At 63.7% G+C, this 16,013-nt stretch carries 14 protein-coding genes and 1 tRNA gene; 8 read left to right on the top strand and 7 right to left on the bottom strand.

Going from position 1 to position 16,013, the window contains the following annotated elements:
* Positions 1-110: 110 nt before the first annotated feature.
* Together BMY67_RS01355 and BMY67_RS01350 are read right to left on the bottom strand one after the other, a co-directional pair.
* Positions 111-998 (bottom strand): DNA/RNA non-specific endonuclease, encoded by an 888-nt coding sequence (locus BMY67_RS01355; RefSeq protein ID WP_092767576.1) that lies wholly within the window; start codon positions 996-998, stop codon positions 111-113.
* A gap of 233 nt (positions 999-1,231) precedes the next feature.
* Positions 1,232-2,872: a T9SS type A sorting domain-containing protein gene (locus tag BMY67_RS01350; RefSeq protein ID WP_092767574.1), complete on the bottom strand. Its 1,641-nt coding sequence runs from the start codon at positions 2,870-2,872 to the stop codon at positions 1,232-1,234.
* 869 nt (positions 2,873-3,741) lie between these two features.
* Between BMY67_RS01350 and BMY67_RS01345 the strand changes: the two genes are divergently transcribed.
* From BMY67_RS01345 to BMY67_RS19690, 3 genes are all read left to right on the top strand, one after another.
* The gene (locus BMY67_RS01345) at positions 3,742-5,112 is read left to right on the top strand and encodes a sigma-54-dependent transcriptional regulator (RefSeq protein ID WP_092767572.1); all 1,371 of its coding nucleotides are present in this window, start codon (positions 3,742-3,744) and stop codon (positions 5,110-5,112) included.
* 107 nt (positions 5,113-5,219) lie between these two features.
* Positions 5,220-7,718: a PAS domain-containing hybrid sensor histidine kinase/response regulator gene (locus BMY67_RS01340; RefSeq protein WP_092767570.1), complete on the top strand. Its 2,499-nt coding sequence runs from the start codon at positions 5,220-5,222 to the stop codon at positions 7,716-7,718.
* A 169-nt stretch (positions 7,719-7,887) separates the two neighbouring features.
* Positions 7,888-8,010, top strand: a complete 123-nt coding sequence (locus tag BMY67_RS19690; RefSeq protein ID WP_262489203.1) for a hypothetical protein — start codon at positions 7,888-7,890, stop codon at positions 8,008-8,010.
* A gap of 94 nt (positions 8,011-8,104) precedes the next feature.
* Here the strand turns inward: BMY67_RS19690 and BMY67_RS01335 are convergent, their stop codons facing one another.
* Entirely contained in the window at positions 8,105-8,467 is a 363-nt protein-coding gene (locus BMY67_RS01335; protein WP_092767568.1) for a T9SS type A sorting domain-containing protein, read from the bottom strand.
* A gap of 179 nt (positions 8,468-8,646) precedes the next feature.
* On the opposite strand from BMY67_RS01335, the gene BMY67_RS01330 reads away from it, so the two are divergent.
* From BMY67_RS01330 to BMY67_RS01320, 3 genes are all read left to right on the top strand, one after another.
* A complete protein-coding gene (locus tag BMY67_RS01330) occupies positions 8,647-9,762 on the top strand; it encodes an NAD(P)/FAD-dependent oxidoreductase (protein ID WP_092767566.1) in 1,116 nt (371 codons plus the stop codon).
* Between the two features lie 64 nt (positions 9,763-9,826).
* On the top strand, positions 9,827-11,023 hold the full coding sequence (locus BMY67_RS01325; RefSeq protein ID WP_177189638.1) for a type III polyketide synthase: 1,197 nt from the start codon (positions 9,827-9,829) through the stop codon (positions 11,021-11,023).
* 64 nt (positions 11,024-11,087) lie between these two features.
* Positions 11,088-11,798, top strand: coding sequence for a methyltransferase domain-containing protein (locus BMY67_RS01320; protein WP_092767562.1), 711 nt, complete (start codon positions 11,088-11,090; stop codon positions 11,796-11,798).
* Positions 11,799-11,939: 141 nt separating this feature from the next.
* Here BMY67_RS01320 and BMY67_RS01315 read toward each other — a convergent pair whose 3' ends face one another.
* Together BMY67_RS01315 and BMY67_RS01310 are read right to left on the bottom strand one after the other, a co-directional pair.
* Complete coding sequence (locus BMY67_RS01315; RefSeq protein ID WP_092767560.1) at positions 11,940-12,851, bottom strand: histone deacetylase family protein; 912 nt, start codon at positions 12,849-12,851, stop codon at positions 11,940-11,942.
* Between the two features lie 201 nt (positions 12,852-13,052).
* Positions 13,053-13,127: transfer RNA gene (locus BMY67_RS01310), tRNA-Val, on the bottom strand.
* Positions 13,128-13,333: 206 nt separating this feature from the next.
* Between BMY67_RS01310 and BMY67_RS01305 the strand changes: the two genes are divergently transcribed.
* Together BMY67_RS01305 and BMY67_RS01300 are read left to right on the top strand one after the other, a co-directional pair.
* Positions 13,334-14,053 carry a porin family protein gene (locus BMY67_RS01305; RefSeq protein ID WP_092767558.1) on the top strand — a complete coding sequence of 240 codons (720 nt, stop codon included), beginning with the start codon at positions 13,334-13,336 and terminating at the stop codon, positions 14,051-14,053.
* A 74-nt stretch (positions 14,054-14,127) separates the two neighbouring features.
* A complete protein-coding gene (locus BMY67_RS01300; protein WP_092767556.1) occupies positions 14,128-14,619 on the top strand; it encodes a DUF6992 family protein in 492 nt (163 codons plus the stop codon).
* Between the two features lie 122 nt (positions 14,620-14,741).
* Here BMY67_RS01300 and BMY67_RS01295 read toward each other — a convergent pair whose 3' ends face one another.
* Together BMY67_RS01295 and BMY67_RS01290 are read right to left on the bottom strand one after the other, a co-directional pair.
* Complete coding sequence (locus tag BMY67_RS01295; protein ID WP_092767554.1) at positions 14,742-15,299, bottom strand: type 1 glutamine amidotransferase domain-containing protein; 558 nt, start codon at positions 15,297-15,299, stop codon at positions 14,742-14,744.
* Between the two features lie 144 nt (positions 15,300-15,443).
* Positions 15,444-15,965, bottom strand: a complete 522-nt coding sequence (locus BMY67_RS01290) for an acyl-CoA thioesterase (RefSeq protein ID WP_092767552.1) — start codon at positions 15,963-15,965, stop codon at positions 15,444-15,446.
* Positions 15,966-16,013: the final 48 nt, after the last annotated feature.

The raw sequence follows: 16,013 nt of genomic DNA, 5'->3' as shown, positions 1-16,013 counted from the left end.
GAGGCCGCGCTGGAATGCGGCCTCCTTTTTTTATGCTCAGCGGTTCGCAACTTGCCTATCGAAGAAGTGTGCGGAGGCTGCTTCTAAGAATCAGCAGGCTGGCCCACGTTTTAGTTGGTGGGGCCGTTGTCTACGCGTGCCTCAATGGTGGCCTGCACGGTGGTTGATACGGCCGAGAGCAGGTTGTAGCCAGTGGCTTTTTCGATGGCATCGACGCTGGTGCGGTAGCTGCCCCAGGTGGTGCTGATGCCGTTGTCGTTGGGCGTATCGATGGCAATAACGCGGGTGCTGCTCGTTACGCGGGCGGCATCGTTGGAGCCCACGGGCAGCACCACCACCACTTTCCAGCAGCGGGCGGGTACCGTTACGCGGCCCTGGTCGAGGGTGGTTTTGTAGCCGGCCGAGCCGGTGCCGCCCTTGCCGTAGCTGCCGGCAATAATGTAAAGCTCGTTGCCCGCGTTTACGAGCGTGCGGCAGTAGTTTTCGAGCCCGGCCCAGGTGCGCTGGTTGTTGTTGGGCGCCTGGGGCATCATGTTATCCATCAGGAAGGTGGCCGAGTTGTCGGCTTTCGAGCCGGTGCGGTCGGCCGAGGGACAGTTGTGGCCGCGGTCGAAGCCTGAGCCCGAGTAGCTGCTGCTGCTGACGCGGTACCAGCCGCTGGGCAGCGAGTTATCGGGCCCGAAGTTGTCCTGGCGGGGCGTACTGCCAAGCCAGGCGCTGCTCAGGTGCCAGCTCACCCAGTTGGGCGTGCCCCGGTCGCGGTGGTACGAGAGGGTGTACTGGGGCTTGCTGACGAGGTAATTCCAGTAAAAGCCGGCGTCGGTTTTGGCGCCGCTGGGGTTACCCAGTGCCAGGTTGTTGTCGCGGGTAGCGGTGGTGAGGTCGGCGACTTGCGAGCTGGGGCCGGGGCCGGCGGGCTCCACAACTTCTTTGGAGCAGGAAACGGCCAGGCTGGTGAGCAGGGCCAGGCCCAGCACACGGGAAAGGGTACGCAACATAGAGTGAGGGTGAAGAGTGGTTGAGGAAAACAAAGGTGACCAATCGGTTACGCGCAAATGTTACCCGAATGTTACCATCATAATTCCGGTGGCCCGCTCATCCCCCTCAGCCTACGCGAAAAGCCCCGCCGGCCTGCAACCAGCGGGGCTTTCCGGCTTACATAGCCATTAACCGAAAAAATAAAACACCACGAATAGTTTTTGTGGGCGGCCCCAAAGCGGGGCCGGTAAGCCTAGCGGCCCTGCGTAACCACCAGCCGCTGCCGCCCCATCAGGTGCCCGGCCGCGTCGTAAACCACGGCCTGGTACACGCCTGCTCCCACATGGGGAACCAGTGCTTCGGCGGTATGCAGCGGCTGCCGGCTCACCAGCGCCCCCTGCATGGAGTACAGCAGCAGCTCGTAGCCGCCTTCGGGCAGCGCCGACAGGCCGCCAACGCGCAGCTGGCTGCCTGCCGAAGCCGGGTTGGGGTAGAGAGCCAGCGCCCCGGCCGGCGCCCGGCGCGTTACGGCAACTACTGCCGAGTAGGTTTCGGTGCCATCGAGGTCGACCTGACGCAGGCGGTAGTAGAGCACGCCGGCCGGCAGCTGGGCCGCGGCGGCATCGGGGTGGCTGTAGCGCCGGCCCGAGGTGCTGTTGCCGGCGGCCTGTTGCCGGCCCACGGGCACAAAACCCCGGCCCGCCTCGGCCGAGCGCTCCACCTCAAAGTAGGAGCTGTTCAGCTCAGTAGCCGTTTCCCAGCTTACATCGACGGCCAGGCCGTTGGCGCGGGCCCCGAAGGCGGTCAGCTGCACGGGCAGCGGGCCGGTGGGCGTTACAATCTGAGCCGGGAAGCCGGTGGGCCGGTCTTCGGCGAAGGCGTAATACACGTTGGTGTTGCTCAGCAGGGCCACACCCGTTACGAATTCCACTTCCACCCAATCAAAATCCTGGGTGGTCAGGAACGACACCTCGCGGCGGCCGCCGGCCAGCAGCTCCACGTTGAGCAGGCTGGCGCCCGTGGCCGTTTCGACCAGCGTGCCGCCGTTGGCCCCGCTGTAGGTTCTGATGCGCACATTTTTCAGTACATCAACATCCGCAAGGCCCGTACCCAGGCCCAGCACCACGCCGGCCGTGTTGCCGGCCTTGCCGGGTCCGTTGAGGCGCAGCTTCAGGCGGGGTGCCGTCAGCAGGCCCACCAGGCTGCCCACGCTGGCCGCGTTGCCGGTCAGGTTGTCGTCGGCCGCCAGCTGGGGGTTGCTGACGAGGCTGGCGGTACCGCTTACCTGGTAGTTGTTGGCCGGGCTGGCGAAGGAGGAGAGCCGCGGGTTCTGGTCGCGGAAGGTGCTGGGCGTTACGCCAAAGCCGTAGTACACCTTCAGGTTATCGAGGGCGCCAACCAAGCTGGTGCGCTGCAGCTCCACGCGGTCGAAGGGTTTGGTGGTGGTGAAGCGCACTACGGTCTGGCCGCTGGGCAGCACCTGCAGGCGCAGCAGGTCGCGGCCAATGGCCTGCTCCTGCTTCACGCCGCCCTGGTAGGTGGTAATGCGCAGGTTGTCGAGCACATCCAGGTCGATTACGCCACCCGAGCCCAGCACGAAGCCCGCCTCGTAGCCGGCCGGTGCCTGGCCCTCCAGCTGCACCTGCAGGGTGGAGGGGCAGCTCACGCCCAGCAACGCGCCCAGGGTGGCATAGTTGGTCAGGTCGTTATCCACCGCATTCTGCGGATTGCTCACGCCGCTATTCACGCAAACCGACAAGCCATTGTCGTCGGTTACGGCGGTGCTGTAATTGTCCGCGTAAGAACCGGCAAAGCGCGACACCAGGCCCTCCGTTTTCTCGATTACGTTGGCGTCGATGGCGTAGGCGTAGAATACGTCGAGGTCAAATCCCAAAGAGAGCAAGGAGCCAGCTTCCAGCTCAATCTGGTCGAAAGGTTTGGTAGCTAAAAACTCAAGCCGCACTGCATCGTCTGCCTGTCCTATTGCAGCCTTTACCAGACCTGCTTCTACCGGCATCGACTCCTGCACCACTGAATTTCGAATGGTGCGTAATCGGAGGCCACCTGCTATATCTGCACCTAATAACCCTATTAGTGCGCCGTTACGCCTCACTACTACGCCAGCGCGGTAGTTCTTAGGTGCTTCCTTAGCTAAATCCATCCGCAACCTGATACCTCCGCCTAATACCGAAAACGGTATCTGAATGGTAGCTGCCGTATTAAAATTTCCATCAGCAGCCAGCGCTTTATTAAGTACCCCTCCAGAACAAAGTACACAAAACCCGAAAGTACTCGTGCTGGTACCGCCAGCCCCCCCAGCCGAATAAATGGGCTCACTAGCTGCCAGAAGAGTTTGGGCCGCGAGCAGCAGGGCGGCCAGCAACACCAGCGGACGACTGCCGCGCCGGGTGCAAAAAGAGTAGAGAGCAGACATAGACGGGTAGTAATAAGTTGACAGCCATGCGTATGCAGGCCTGCTCTCTATTGCCAACTACCCGGCCAGCTCCTTATAGCTGATCTTGAGCCTTGACTATCAATATATTAAGAATATTGTAAGTTTTACTTATTGTCCCACTGTGGGAATATCTGTCCGTAATGTGGATTTTTTGGTAAGCCGCGGATTCCCGCTTATACTCGCAAGTATAATCGCTCTGCTTCCGCGCCTTCCTGAAAACAACTTTCTCAAGAATAGAATTTTTCCAATAGCCCCACCGCGTTTCAATACCGGGTGGCTCACGGAAATTCTATCCTTTACCCCTCCACATGACTCCTGCTCCTATTTCGATTTTTATTGTCGAAGACAACACCTGGTACGCCGAATTACTGGAGTACAAGCTGACCCAAAACCCTGATTACGCCGTTCGCCGCTTCGCTACTGCCCAGGCCTGCCTCGATAGCCTCAGCGAGCCGCCCGACATTATCACGCTCGACTATACCCTGCCCGACGGCCGGGGCGACGAAGTGCTGCGCCGGTTAAAGGAACGCCTGCCCGACGTGGCGGTAATTGTTATTTCGGCCCAGGAAGACATTCGCACGGCCGTGGGGCTGCTGCAGCAGGGCGCCTACGATTACCTGGTGAAAGATGAGGAAACCGCCGACCGGCTCTGGTACACGGTGGGCAACATTGTGCAGCAGCTGGCCCTGCGCCGCGAGAATACCCGGCTGCGCAAGCAAATCGGCCAGAAGTACGACGCCAAGCGGGCCATCCGGGGCCATAGTCCGGCCATGGCCCAGCTGTTTACGCTCATCGATAAAGCGGCCCGCACCAACATCACGGTGTCTATTGTGGGCGAAACGGGCACTGGCAAGGAGCTGGTGGCCAAGGCCATTCATTACGGATCCGACCGGCGCGAGGCGGCTTTTGTGGCCGTAAACGTGGCAGCTATTCCGCGCGAGCTGCTGGAGAGCGAGCTGTTCGGCCACGAGAAGGGGGCCTTTACCGGCGCCATTGCCCGCCGCGTGGGCCGGTTCGAGGAAGCGCACCGCGGCACCCTGTTTTTGGACGAGGTGGCCGAGCTGGATTTCAGCCTGCAGGCCAAGCTGCTGCGGGTGCTGCAGGAGCGCGAGGTATGCCGGGTGGGCGGCACCGGGGCCATCCCCTTTGATGCCCGCCTGATGGTGGCCACCCACCGCGACCTGGCCAGCGAAGTACGCGAGGGACGGTTTCGGGAAGATTTGTATTATCGCCTGTTAGGCTTGCCCATCGAGCTGCCGCCGCTGCGCGACCGGGGCGACGATGTGCTGCTGCTGGCCGAAGGATTTCTGCACGAGTTCTGCCAGCAAAACAGCCTGGCGGCCTGCACCCTCTCGGAGGACGCCCGGCAGAAGCTGCTGCGCTACTCGTTTCCGGGCAATGTGCGCGAGCTGAAGGCGCTGGTGGAGCTGGCCGCCGTGCTGGCCGAAAACGGCACCATCACCGCCACCGACCTGCCCCTGCGCAGCCCTCACCCCGCCCCCAGCGGCCTCGACGGCACGCTGCCCGCCGACGAGTCGCTGCGGGCCCAGACGACGGCCATTGTGCAGCACTACCTCGACCGTTACGAAGGCAATATTCTGGAGGTAGCGGCCAAGCTGCAAATCGGCAAGTCCACCATTTACCGTATGATTCAGAACCAGGAAGTGCAGGTTCGTTAAGCGGACCGGAATCTTCTGCTTCTGTATTCTACCGGCGTATCGCCCGGGCTGGCGGCGGGCTTTCGCGCCCGTCGCCGGCCCGGCGCTGGCCTTAGTTTCTCTTCCTCATGGACTCTATCCGGTTCCGGCAGCAGGCCCGGCAGTTGCGGCAGGCCCGGCAACAGCTGGCCGTGCTGCGGCAGCAGCTGGCGGCCGCCACCGAACAGGCGGCGGCCGCCACCCGTCTCTACGACGCGCTGCCGAGCTTCATATTCGTATTCGACCTGCCCTCGGGCAGCCTGCACTACTGCAACCGTTTTGCTGAAGCCCGGCTGGGCTACCCGGCAGCCGAGCTGCGGGCCATGGGCCCGCGCGTGCTCGAAGTGCTGATGCCCGCCGCCGAGGCCGACACCCTGCGCCACCACTACGCCAAGGTAGCCGCGCTGCCCGATGGCGAGCTGCTGTCTTTCGAATACAACATGCACCACCGCAGCGGCGCCACGCGCTGGCTGCGGCTGACCAGCGCGCCCTTTGCCCGCGATGCGCAGGGCGGCGTAACGCAGGTGCTGAGCAACGCCGAGGATATCACGCGCTGGAAGATAACCGACGAGCAGCGCCGCTCGGCCAACCGCCGGCTGGCCGAGCAGAACCGCCTGTTCCGGCAGGTGATTGATACGGTACCCAACCTGATTTACCTGAAAGACCGCGCGGGCAACTACGTGCTGGCCAACGAGGCTACGGCCCGGTTCTACGACCTTTCGCACGAGGAGCTGCTGCGGGCCGCGCTGCCCGAGCTGGAAGCCCGCTTCCCGAGCATGGCCCAGTACCGCCGGCAGGACGAGCAGGTGCTGCGCTCGGGCCAGGAGATTGATGAGGAAGCCACCCTCACCGATGGCCAGGGCGGGCAGCGCTGGTTTCGCACCGTGAAGCGCCCCTTCGTACTCACCGACGGCACCGTGCAGGTATTGGGGGTCGATAATGACATCACCGAGCTCAAGTGCACCCAGCAGGCACTGGAGCGGGCCAAGGAAGCGGCCGAGCAGAACGCGCAGGCCCGCCAGAACTTCCTCACCAACATGAGCCACGAAATCCGGACCCCGCTCAACGGCATTATGGGCCTGACCGGACTGCTGGCCAAAACCCCGCTCGCCGCCGAACAGCAGCAGCTGCTGGCCCACGTGCAGGATTCGGCCGACAACCTGCTGGTGCTCATCAACGATGTGCTCGATATGGCCCAGCTGGGCGCCGGGCGCATGCGGCTCGAGTGCGTGCCCTTCGAGCTCGACCAGGTGCTGCGGGCCTGCTGCCAGGCTTTGCTGGCCACGGCTACGGCCAAGGGCATTGGGCTGCGCCTGCAGCTGCCGCCGCCCGCCGCGGCCGGCCCGGCCCGCGTGCTCGGCGACCCGTACCGGCTCCGGCAGGTACTGCTCAACCTGCTGGGCAACGCCGTGAAGTTTACGCCCAAAGGCCAGGTATTGCTCACCTACGAGTGCCTCGACCCCGCCGCAGCCACCCCGCAGTACCGGTTTTCGGTGCTCGATACGGGCATTGGCATTGCGCCCGCGCAGCTGCGCGAACTGTTCGAGCCCTTCACCCAGGCTTCGGCCAGCACGGCCCGCGAGTTTGGCGGCTCGGGGCTGGGGCTAAGCATTGCGCAGGGGCTGGTAGCGCTGCTGGGCGGCCAGCTAACGGCCGACAGCGAGCCAAACAAGGGCAGCGCCTTTCGCTTCACGCTCGCGCTGGCCCCGGCGCCCGCCGCCCCGCCCGCGCCACCCGCGCCGGCCCCCGATTTCCGGCGGCTGCGCGGCTACCGGGTGCTGCTGGCCGAAGACAACGCCGTCAACCAGCTGCTGGTGCAAACCATGCTGCGCGGCTGGGGCGTGGAAGTAGACACGGCTTCGTCGGGGCGCGAGGCGCTGGCGCTGTTTCGCCAGCACGCCTATGCGGTGGTGCTCATGGATATTCAGATGCCCGGCCTCGATGGCGTGGCCACCACGCAGCTGCTGCGCCAGCACCCCCACCCGGCCCGGGCTGCCACGCCCGTAGTGGCCCTCACGGCCCACGCCATGCCCGGCGACGCCGAGCACTACCGCGCCGCCGGCCTCGATGCCTACCTGGCCAAGCCCTTCCGCGAAGAAGCCCTGTTTGAGCTGCTCACCGACCTGCTGCGCCCCGCCCCGGCGGCCCGCCCGGCGCAGCCCACGCCTCCCGAGCTGCCGGCGGCCGGGCCCGGCCCGGCGGCCTCACCGCCCGCGCCCACACCCGCGCCCGCTGAGCGCCCGGCCCTTTACAGCCTGACGCAGCTGCGCCGCCTCTCGGGCAACGATGAGGTATTCGTGCGGCGGCTGGTGCATCTGTTCGTGGAAACCACTCCGCCCGCCGTAGAGCGGCTGGAGCAGCACCTGCGGCGGCGCCAACCGCCCGAGCTGGCCGCGGCGGCCCACTTCCTGAAAAGCTCGGCCGAAGGGCTGCAGCTGGCCAGCCTGCGCCCCGTGCTGCTGGCCCTGGAGGCCGCCGCCGCCACCCCCACCCCACCTGACTGGCCCCAGCTGGGCCGGCTGGTCGGGCAGGTGAGCGTTACGGTTGCGGAGGTGGTGCAGCAGCTGCGCGAGGAATTTCCGGCGTAAGCGGGGCCGCCCGGCGGCCGCGGCGGTGCCGCTCAGGGCCAAGCACATAATTATACTGCAACCAAGAGAGCCTGTTTGGGGTTAGGTAAGTGCGCGGCAACGCCACCGGGCTGCCTTTCGGGGCCGGCCCGGGCAGCAAGCCGGATTATTCCTTCATTTCCCTTTTTTTATGACTGCCTTTCTGATTTTCCTGGGCATCGCCCTCGCTACGGCTCTGTTGGCCTTCGATACGATTGATAACCTCAAAGCCATGTTCCAGCCGCAAACCGTACCCGTACGCACCGGCGAATAGTTGTTGCCCCGGGTTACCAACAGAAAAGGCCTCTGCTACCGCAGAGGCCTTTTTTCTATCCGATACTCTGGCGCCAGGCCGGTAAAAACGCGGTTCAGCGAATCACGAGCTTACGCATCTCGCTGGTGTTGTCGGCCTCCAGCTTCACATAGTAGAGGCCGTTGGCGAACTTGCTCAGGTCGAGCGTGCGGGTGTACCGGTCGCGTAGCTCGGTGAGCGACTCGCGGTACATCACGGTGCCGATGACGTTGAGCACGCGCAGTTCGAGCTTGCGGCCCTCAAAACCGTTAATATTGATGTGCACGATGCCCGTGCTGGGATTCGGGAATACGGTCAGCGCCTTTTCATCGGCGGCGACGGTTTTGCCGGGTGGCTGAGCCTGGGCCGGTGCCAAGGGGCCCGCCAAAGCCACCGTAGTAAGCAGGGTCAGCAGAAAAATACGTAGGAGTGCAAGCATATAGCGCCATGATGGAGTGAACCCGAAACCGCTTCGGGCAGACTAGTACTAAACGACCAGCAGGAAATTTAGGTTAACAAAAATACCAGCTCATTCCCGTAAAGCCATAAAATAGCACGCATCGTCGATGAATAGATTTGTTATGCGTTTCCCCTCACGCCTTTAGATTCCGAAATAAGTTGGACGTTATCATTATTGGCGGCGGGCTGGGCGGCTTGTGCGCGGCCCTCGACCTGGGGCGGCGCGGCCATGCCGTGACGCTGGTGGAGCGGCGGCAGTACCCCTTCCACCGGGTATGCGGCGAGTACGTGTCGAACGAGGTGCTGCCCTACCTGCGCCGGCTGGGGGCCGATCCGGCCGCGCTGGGCCCCGCCCGCATCAGCCGGTTTCAGGTCAGCTCGCCGGCCGGCGAGCTGCTGGATGCCCCGCTCGATCTGGGCGGCTTCGGTATCAGCCGTTACGTGCTCGATGAGTTTCTGTACCACCGGGTGCTGGCCGCCGGCGTTACGGTGCTGCACGCCACGGTGGCCGACGTGGAGTTCGACCCGGCCATCAACGCCCACGCCGTAGTGCTTTCCGACGGCCAACGGCTGCCGGCGCGGGTGGTTATCGGCACCTACGGCAAGCGCAGCGCCCTCGACCGGCAACTGGCGCGGCCCTTTTTCACGCAACGCTCACCCTATCTGGGTGTGAAGTACCATCTGCGTTATCCCGCTATGCCGCGCGACCTGATTGCGCTCCACAACTTCGCCGACGGCTACGCGGGCATTTCGGCCATCGAGGAGGACAAGTTCTGCTTCTGCTACCTCACTACCCGCCGCAACCTGAAGGCGCACGGCACCATTCCGCAGCTCGAAGCCAACGTGCTGGCCCGCAACCCGCGCCTGCGCCACATTCTGGAAACGGCCGAGGTGCTCTACCCGCAGCCCGAAGTCATCAACGAAATTTCCTTCGCCCCCAAAACCTGCCTGGAGCGCCACGCCCTGCTGGCCGGCGACGCAGCCGGCCTGATTACGCCGCTCTGCGGCAACGGCATGGCCATGGCTATTCATGGGGCCAGCCTGGCTGCCACCCACGCTCACGGCTTCCTGCGCGGCCGCCTGAGCCGCCCGCAGCTGGAAGCCGCCTACTCGGCCGACTGGCAAACGCACTTTGGCCAGCGGCTGCAGGTGGGGCGGGCCGTGCAGCGCCTGTTCGGCCAGCCCTTGCTTAGCGAGCTGACGGTGCGCGGGTTACGCCGCTGGCCGGCCGCCGTGCGGGCCCTGATGCGGCGCACCCACGGCACGGAATTTTAGGCGTTAAAGTCAACTACCATAAATGTGTAACCCAAGCGGCCCGATTTTTACGTAAACTGTCCCGATGAGTAGTTATTTGTGTGCTATTGGCACCGCCAACCCGCCCCACCGTATCCCGCAACCGCAGATTGCCGACTTCATGGCCGCCGCCCTGGAGCTCGACGAGCGTGACACCCGCAAGCTGCGGGCCCTGTACCGCGTGTCGGGCATAGGCCACCGCTACTCGGTGCTGCCCGATTATGCGCGGGTGAACGGGGACTTTGAGTTTTTCCCGAATACGCCCGGCCTGGAGCCCTTCCCGGCCGTGGGGCGGCGTATGGCCGAGTACCGCCGCTTTGCGCTGCCGCTGGCCGTGGAGGCCGTGCAAGCATGTATGGAACAGCTGCCGGAAGTGGAGCTGCACTCAGTTACCCATCTGATTACGGTGAGCTGCACCGGCATGTACGCGCCGGGACTCGATATTGAACTGGTGGGCGCGCTGGGCCTGCCGGGCCACGTGCAGCGCACCTGCGTGAATTTTATGGGTTGCTACGCGGCCGTAAATGGCCTGAAACTGGCCGACGCTTTCTGCAGGGCCAATCCCCAGGCGCGGGTGCTGGTGGTATGCGTGGAGCTGTGCACGCTGCACTTTCAGAAAAGCCGCGAAGACGACCACCTGGTGTCCAACGCGCTGTTTGGCGACGGGGCCGCGGCCGTGCTGGTTAAGGCAACGTCGGCCGCGCACCAGCCCAGCCTGGCCCTCACGGCCTTCCACTGCGACCTGGAGCCCGATGGCCACGCCGATATGGCCTGGCACATCAACGACTTTGGCTTCGAGATGACGCTCTCCTCGTACGTGCCGCGCATGATTCAGGACGGCATCGGGCAGCTCACCCAGCGCCTGCTGGCCGATTTGCCGGTCGAGCTGGCCGATATCAGGGCCTTTGCCATTCATCCTGGCGGCCGCAAAATTCTGGAGTCGATTGAGCAGGCGTTGGGCCTGAGCGCCCACGACAACCGCTACGCCTACGGGGTGCTGCGCGAGTACGGCAACATGTCGTCGGCGACGGTGCTGTTTGTGCTGGCCCAGCTGATGCGCGAGCTCACGGCGGCCGATAATGGCGCGCCGGTGCTCAGTTTCGCCTTCGGTCCCGGCCTCACGCTGGAAGCCATGCTGCTGACGGTGGCCGCGGAAAATGTGAAGAATGAGGTAAACGTAGGAAGTATGGAGAATGAGGCAAATGTGGAGAGCAAACTTGGCGTGTTGAGCGAAGCCTCGTAGCCGAAAACCACGGCCCATATTCCGCATGCATCCCCATTTACCTCATTCACCACAGTAATAAAGCATGGCCGACTTGCGTGCCCGCTCGGAGCAGGAGGAGCTGATGGACGACCTGACGCTGGCCTCCGACGAGCTGCGACAGAACCTCGACGAGCTGGAAACCGTGAACACCTGGCTGGGCGGCTACGCGCCGGTGCTCGATGCGCTGGAGCAGCTGCGGCCCCGCTTCCCGGCCGAGCGGCCCCTACGCGTGGCCGACCTGGGCAGCGGCGGCGGCGACACGCTTCGCCAGCTGGCCCGCTGGGCCCGCCGCCGCCTAGTGCCCGTCGAGCTGGTGGGCATCGATGCCAATGCCTTCATGCTCGACTACGCCGCCGCCAAAGCCCGCGCCTACCCCGAAATCAGCTTCCAGCAGGCCGATATTTTCTCGCCCGACTTCGCCCGGCAGCCTTTCGACATCCTCACAGCCAGCCTGTTCTGCCACCACTTCTCCGATGCGCAGCTGGTGCAGATGCTGGCCCGGTGGCAGCGGCAGGCCGGGCTGGCCGTCATCGTCAACGACCTGCATCGCCACCCGCTGGCCTACCACAGCATCCGCTGGCTTACCCGGCTGCTGGGCGGCTCGCGCCTCGTCCGCCACGATGCACCGCTGTCAGTAGCCCGCGCTTTCACCCGCTCCGAGCTGAAAGCCCTGCTCGCCGCCGCCGGTATTACCAACTATACCCTGCGCTGGCGCTGGGCTTTTCGATGGCAGTTGGTAGTGAGTGGTGAATGAGCGAACAGAAACTGTCATTCTGAGCGCAGCGAAGAATCTCGCGTGCAGTGGTAGACCTAATAACAGGGAATTACTGTGGCACGCGAGATTCTCCGCTGCGCTCAGAATGACACGTTCTTTTACTCTATTACCATCTCACCCCTAGCTCCACAAATCAGCGGCTACCCGAAACGTGTTGGCGTGGGCTTCCACAATGTCGATGATGTTGGGCGAGTAGCCGCCGCCCATGCAAACCACCACGGGCCGGCCGTGCTGGTGGCAGAGGCCGAGCACGTAGGCGTCGCGCTGGCGGCAGCCTTCGCGGCTCAGGCCTAAGTGGCCCAGCTTATCGGTGGCCAGCACATCAACGCCGGCCAGATAGAACACAAAATCGGGCTGCTGCTCATCGAGCAGGTGGGGCAGCGTGTCGTGCAGCAGCGCCAGGTACGCAGCGTCGTCGGTGCCGTCGGGCAGGGGCAGGTCGAGGTCGGACTGCTCCTTGCGGTGGGGGTAGTTGCGGGCGCCGTGCACGCTGAGCGTGAACACGCGCGGCTCGGGAGCAAAAATGGCGGCCGTGCCGTTACCCTGATGCACATCGAGGTCGATGATGAGCACCCGGCGCACGCCCAGTTCGGGCCGGGCCAGCAGGTAGGCGGCGGCCGCGGCCTGGTCGTTGAGCAAGCAGAAGCCTTCGCCCCGGTCGCGGAAGGCGTGGTGGGTGCCGCCGGCAATATTGAGGGCCACCCCGCCGCTGGCCAGGGCCCGCCGGGCGCACTCCAGCGTGCCGCCCAGAATGGTGGTGTCGCGGTTGATCAACTCGGGGCTCCACGGAAAGCCAGTGGCCCGCTCCTCCTGGCGGGTTAGCTCGCCGGCCTGCAGGCGGCGGAAATAATCGGTGTCGTGCACGCGTAGGATATCGGCTTCGAGCGGCGGGCGGGGCGCAAAAAAGGCCGACTCGGGCACCGTGCCTTCGCGCAGCAGCTGCTCGGGCAGCAACTCGTACTTGAGCATCGGGAAGCGGTGGTTGGCCGGCAGCGGGTGGGCGTACACGGGGTCCCAGGCAATGGAGAGCATGCGGGCAGGCAGGGCGAAGTGATTCGGGAACGGGGCCGCCTGCCCCGACGACGGGGCGGGAGCCGGTGGTTAACCAGCCGCCGGGCATTTTGGCTGCGCCGGGCCTGGGTTTTGGTACGGCCGCGGCGGTGGCCGCCACCGGCTCAACGCAAAAATAACCGCCGGACAGGGGCGGTTATTTCCGGCTTCGGATACTTTGTGTGGGGCGTATCGGGCTCGAACCGATGACCCCTACCTTGTCGAGGTAGTGCTCTGAACCAACTGAGCTAACACCCCAAATAAAGCCAGCCGGGCGGCGGCCGTAAGGCTCAAAGATAGGGCAAGGCCCCGGTAAACCCAGCCAGCCGGGGTATAAAATTCTGGTTTGGGCGCCGGCCACCGTGTAACCTTCGCCGCATCAGGCAGTATAGGGCTACTACTAACCCCAGCCGGACCCGGACGGTCCGGCTGCTCCCCTTTTTCTTCCTCTGATTTTAGCTACCATGAAAAACCTTGCCTTCCCCCTGCTGGCCGCCAGCCTGCTTAGCGTACCCGCCTTGGCCCAAACCACCGGCCCCACCGGCCTGCCCTCCTCTACCGACTACTCGGCTGGCTCCAACGGCTCCGACTCGCGCAACACCGGCTTCGGCATTAAGGGTGGCTTCACGGCCTCTAACTTCCGCGGCGACGATAAGAAGAACTACGCCGACGAAGGCATCTACAACACTTTCCACGCCGGTATCTACACCCAGTACGGCTTCAACGACAAGTTCTCGATTCAGCCCGAGCTGCTCTACAGCCGCCAGGGCTTTGCCGGCAACAACGGCCTGCCTAACGCCCAGGGCCAAAAAATTGTCGGCGCCTACAACACCCGCCTCGACTATATTCAGGTGCCCGTGCTGCTGGTGTACAACTTCCTCGACAACGTGAGCGTGCACGTAGGCCCGCAGGTTTCGCTGCTGACTAAAGTGCGCGAGAACGGGGTGGAGCGCAAAATTGCCAACGACGACAACAAATACAGCTACGCCTACAACAGCCTCGACTACGGCCTGGCCGCCGGCCTGGAGGCCCGCCTGGGCCCGGCGCGCATTGGGGGCCGCTACGTGGCTGGCTTCAACGAAATCATTAAAGACCAGGACCTGGCCAAAACTGGCAATAAGGCCATTTCTGATATCAAGAACGGCGCTTTCCAGGTGTACGTCGGCATCGGCTTCAACCGCTAGCCTACCCACCCGCCCACAAACAAAAAGGAAGCCCCCGGGCTTCCTTTTTTGCGTTTCTTCCCTGCCCCAACCGTATGCCGCTTTCCGCCGTCGATTTACCCGCCATCAACCACGCCCGCGAGCTGATGGCCGAGCACGGCATGGGCCTGCTCGGGGCCTGGGCGCTGCTCAACCTGCTGGTCAGCGGCTACCGCGTGTCGCGCACCGATGCCCGCACTGCCGCCTACCATTTCCACTTCATGAACGTGGCCTGGAACGTGGTGAACACGCTGCTGGCCGTATGGGGCATTCTGCGGGCCCAGCCCAATGGCGTCGCCGGCCTCTCGCTCTCCGACAGCCTGGCCGCTCAGCGCAGCTTCGAGAACCTGCTGCTGCTCAATGTGGGTCTCGATGTGGGCTACGTGCTCATCGGCTACTGGCTACACCGCCGCGCAGCCACCGCCGAGCGGCCCGAGCGCCTGCGCGGCTACGCTCAGTCGCTGTGGCTGCAGGGCGGCTTCCTGCTGTGCTTCGACTTAGGCTTTTACTTCGCCTACCACCAATTCGCAGCGCAGCTGGGAGGGTAAAAGAGCTGTCATCCTGAGCACAGCGAAGGACCTATCCAGGAAGCTATTATCTATTGATATAGCTTCCTGGATAGGTCCTTCGCTGTGCTCAGGATGACAGGGTGGTTTGCCGGCTTACTGCCTTACTTTTTCCCGGCCAGGGCTTCCTTGATCTTCTCGTTGAAGTTGGGAATATCCTGGGGGTTGCGGCTGGTGATGAGGTTGCCATCGACTACTACCGTTTCGTCGGTCCAGTGGCCACCGGCGTTTTTGATGTCGGTTTTGAGGCTGGGCCAGCTGGTCATTTTCTTGCCGCGTACCACGTCGGCCTCAATCAGCGTCCAGGGGCCGTGGCAGATGGCGGCCACAGGCTTGCCCGAGCGCACGAACTCGCCCACGAAGCTTACTACTTCGGGCTTGGTGCGCAGCACGTCGGGGTTCATCTGGCCGCCGGGCAGTACCAGGGCATCGTAGTCGGCCACCTTCACGTCGCCGATTACCTTGTCCACGTCTACTTTATTGCCCCAGTCCTTCTCGTCCCAGCCCTTAATCGAGCCGCTTTTCAGCGAGATGACGTGGGTTTCGGCGCCTTCATCTTCCAGGTATTTCCTGGGCTTTTCGAGTTCCGACTGCTCGAAGCCGTCGGTGGCAATAATGGCTATTTTTTTACCCTTCAGGGCGTCGCTTCCAAAAATACTCATGGTGTATCGGGTTATGGTAGAGGAATAAAAAAACCGAAAGCGCCGGGCGCTTTCGGTTCTTCTCTAACGGCAGAAACGGCCGGAGGTTGAGCAGGATTTTGGCATCGGCCCGACCGGGCCGCCCCCAGAATGGGCCGGGGCCGGTTACTCGTCCTCGCCTTTGCGGGCTTTCTTGAACTGCTTGCGCAGCTCGCGCAGCCGCTCGTCGAAGCCGTCGGGGTCGTAGTCCACTTCCTGCACATCGAGTTGTTCGAGCAGGTCCATCAGGGCGTCGGAGTGCTCGGTGCGGGTGCCGCCGGGCAGGCGTACAAAGGCCATTTCCGACCACAGTAGGGCTTTTAGCTGCAGGCCGTCCTCGCGCAGCATCTGCATTTCTACCACCAAGCTGGAGTTATCGAAATGAATGAGCTGGGTGCGGATGCGCACGGTTTCGGCGTGGCGCGCGGGCCGCAGGTAGGCCAGGTGGTGCTTGGTAATCACCCAGCCCGCGTTCAGCTCCTGCGAGAGTTGGCCCAGATTCAGGGCGTAGTGCTGCAGGGCGTGCTCCTCGCGGGCATTGAGGAAGTAGTCGAGGTAGCGGGCGTTGTTGAGGTGGCCGAGCATGTCGCAGTCCTGGAATCGGATGCGGTGAATGGTTTCGGGCGTTAGGACGAGGGAAGCGGACATAGAAACGGAAGGAAGAAGGGCGAGCCGGCAAAGGTGCAGAATCGGGCC

Origin of the sequence: Hymenobacter actinosclerus (genome assembly GCF_900111515.1) — a bacterium.
In the GTDB taxonomy this organism is placed as follows: Bacteria; Bacteroidota; Bacteroidia; order Cytophagales; family Hymenobacteraceae; genus Hymenobacter; species Hymenobacter actinosclerus.
Note: the sequence above shows the minus strand (reverse complement) of the source record. Positions and strands in the feature narration are given on the sequence as shown.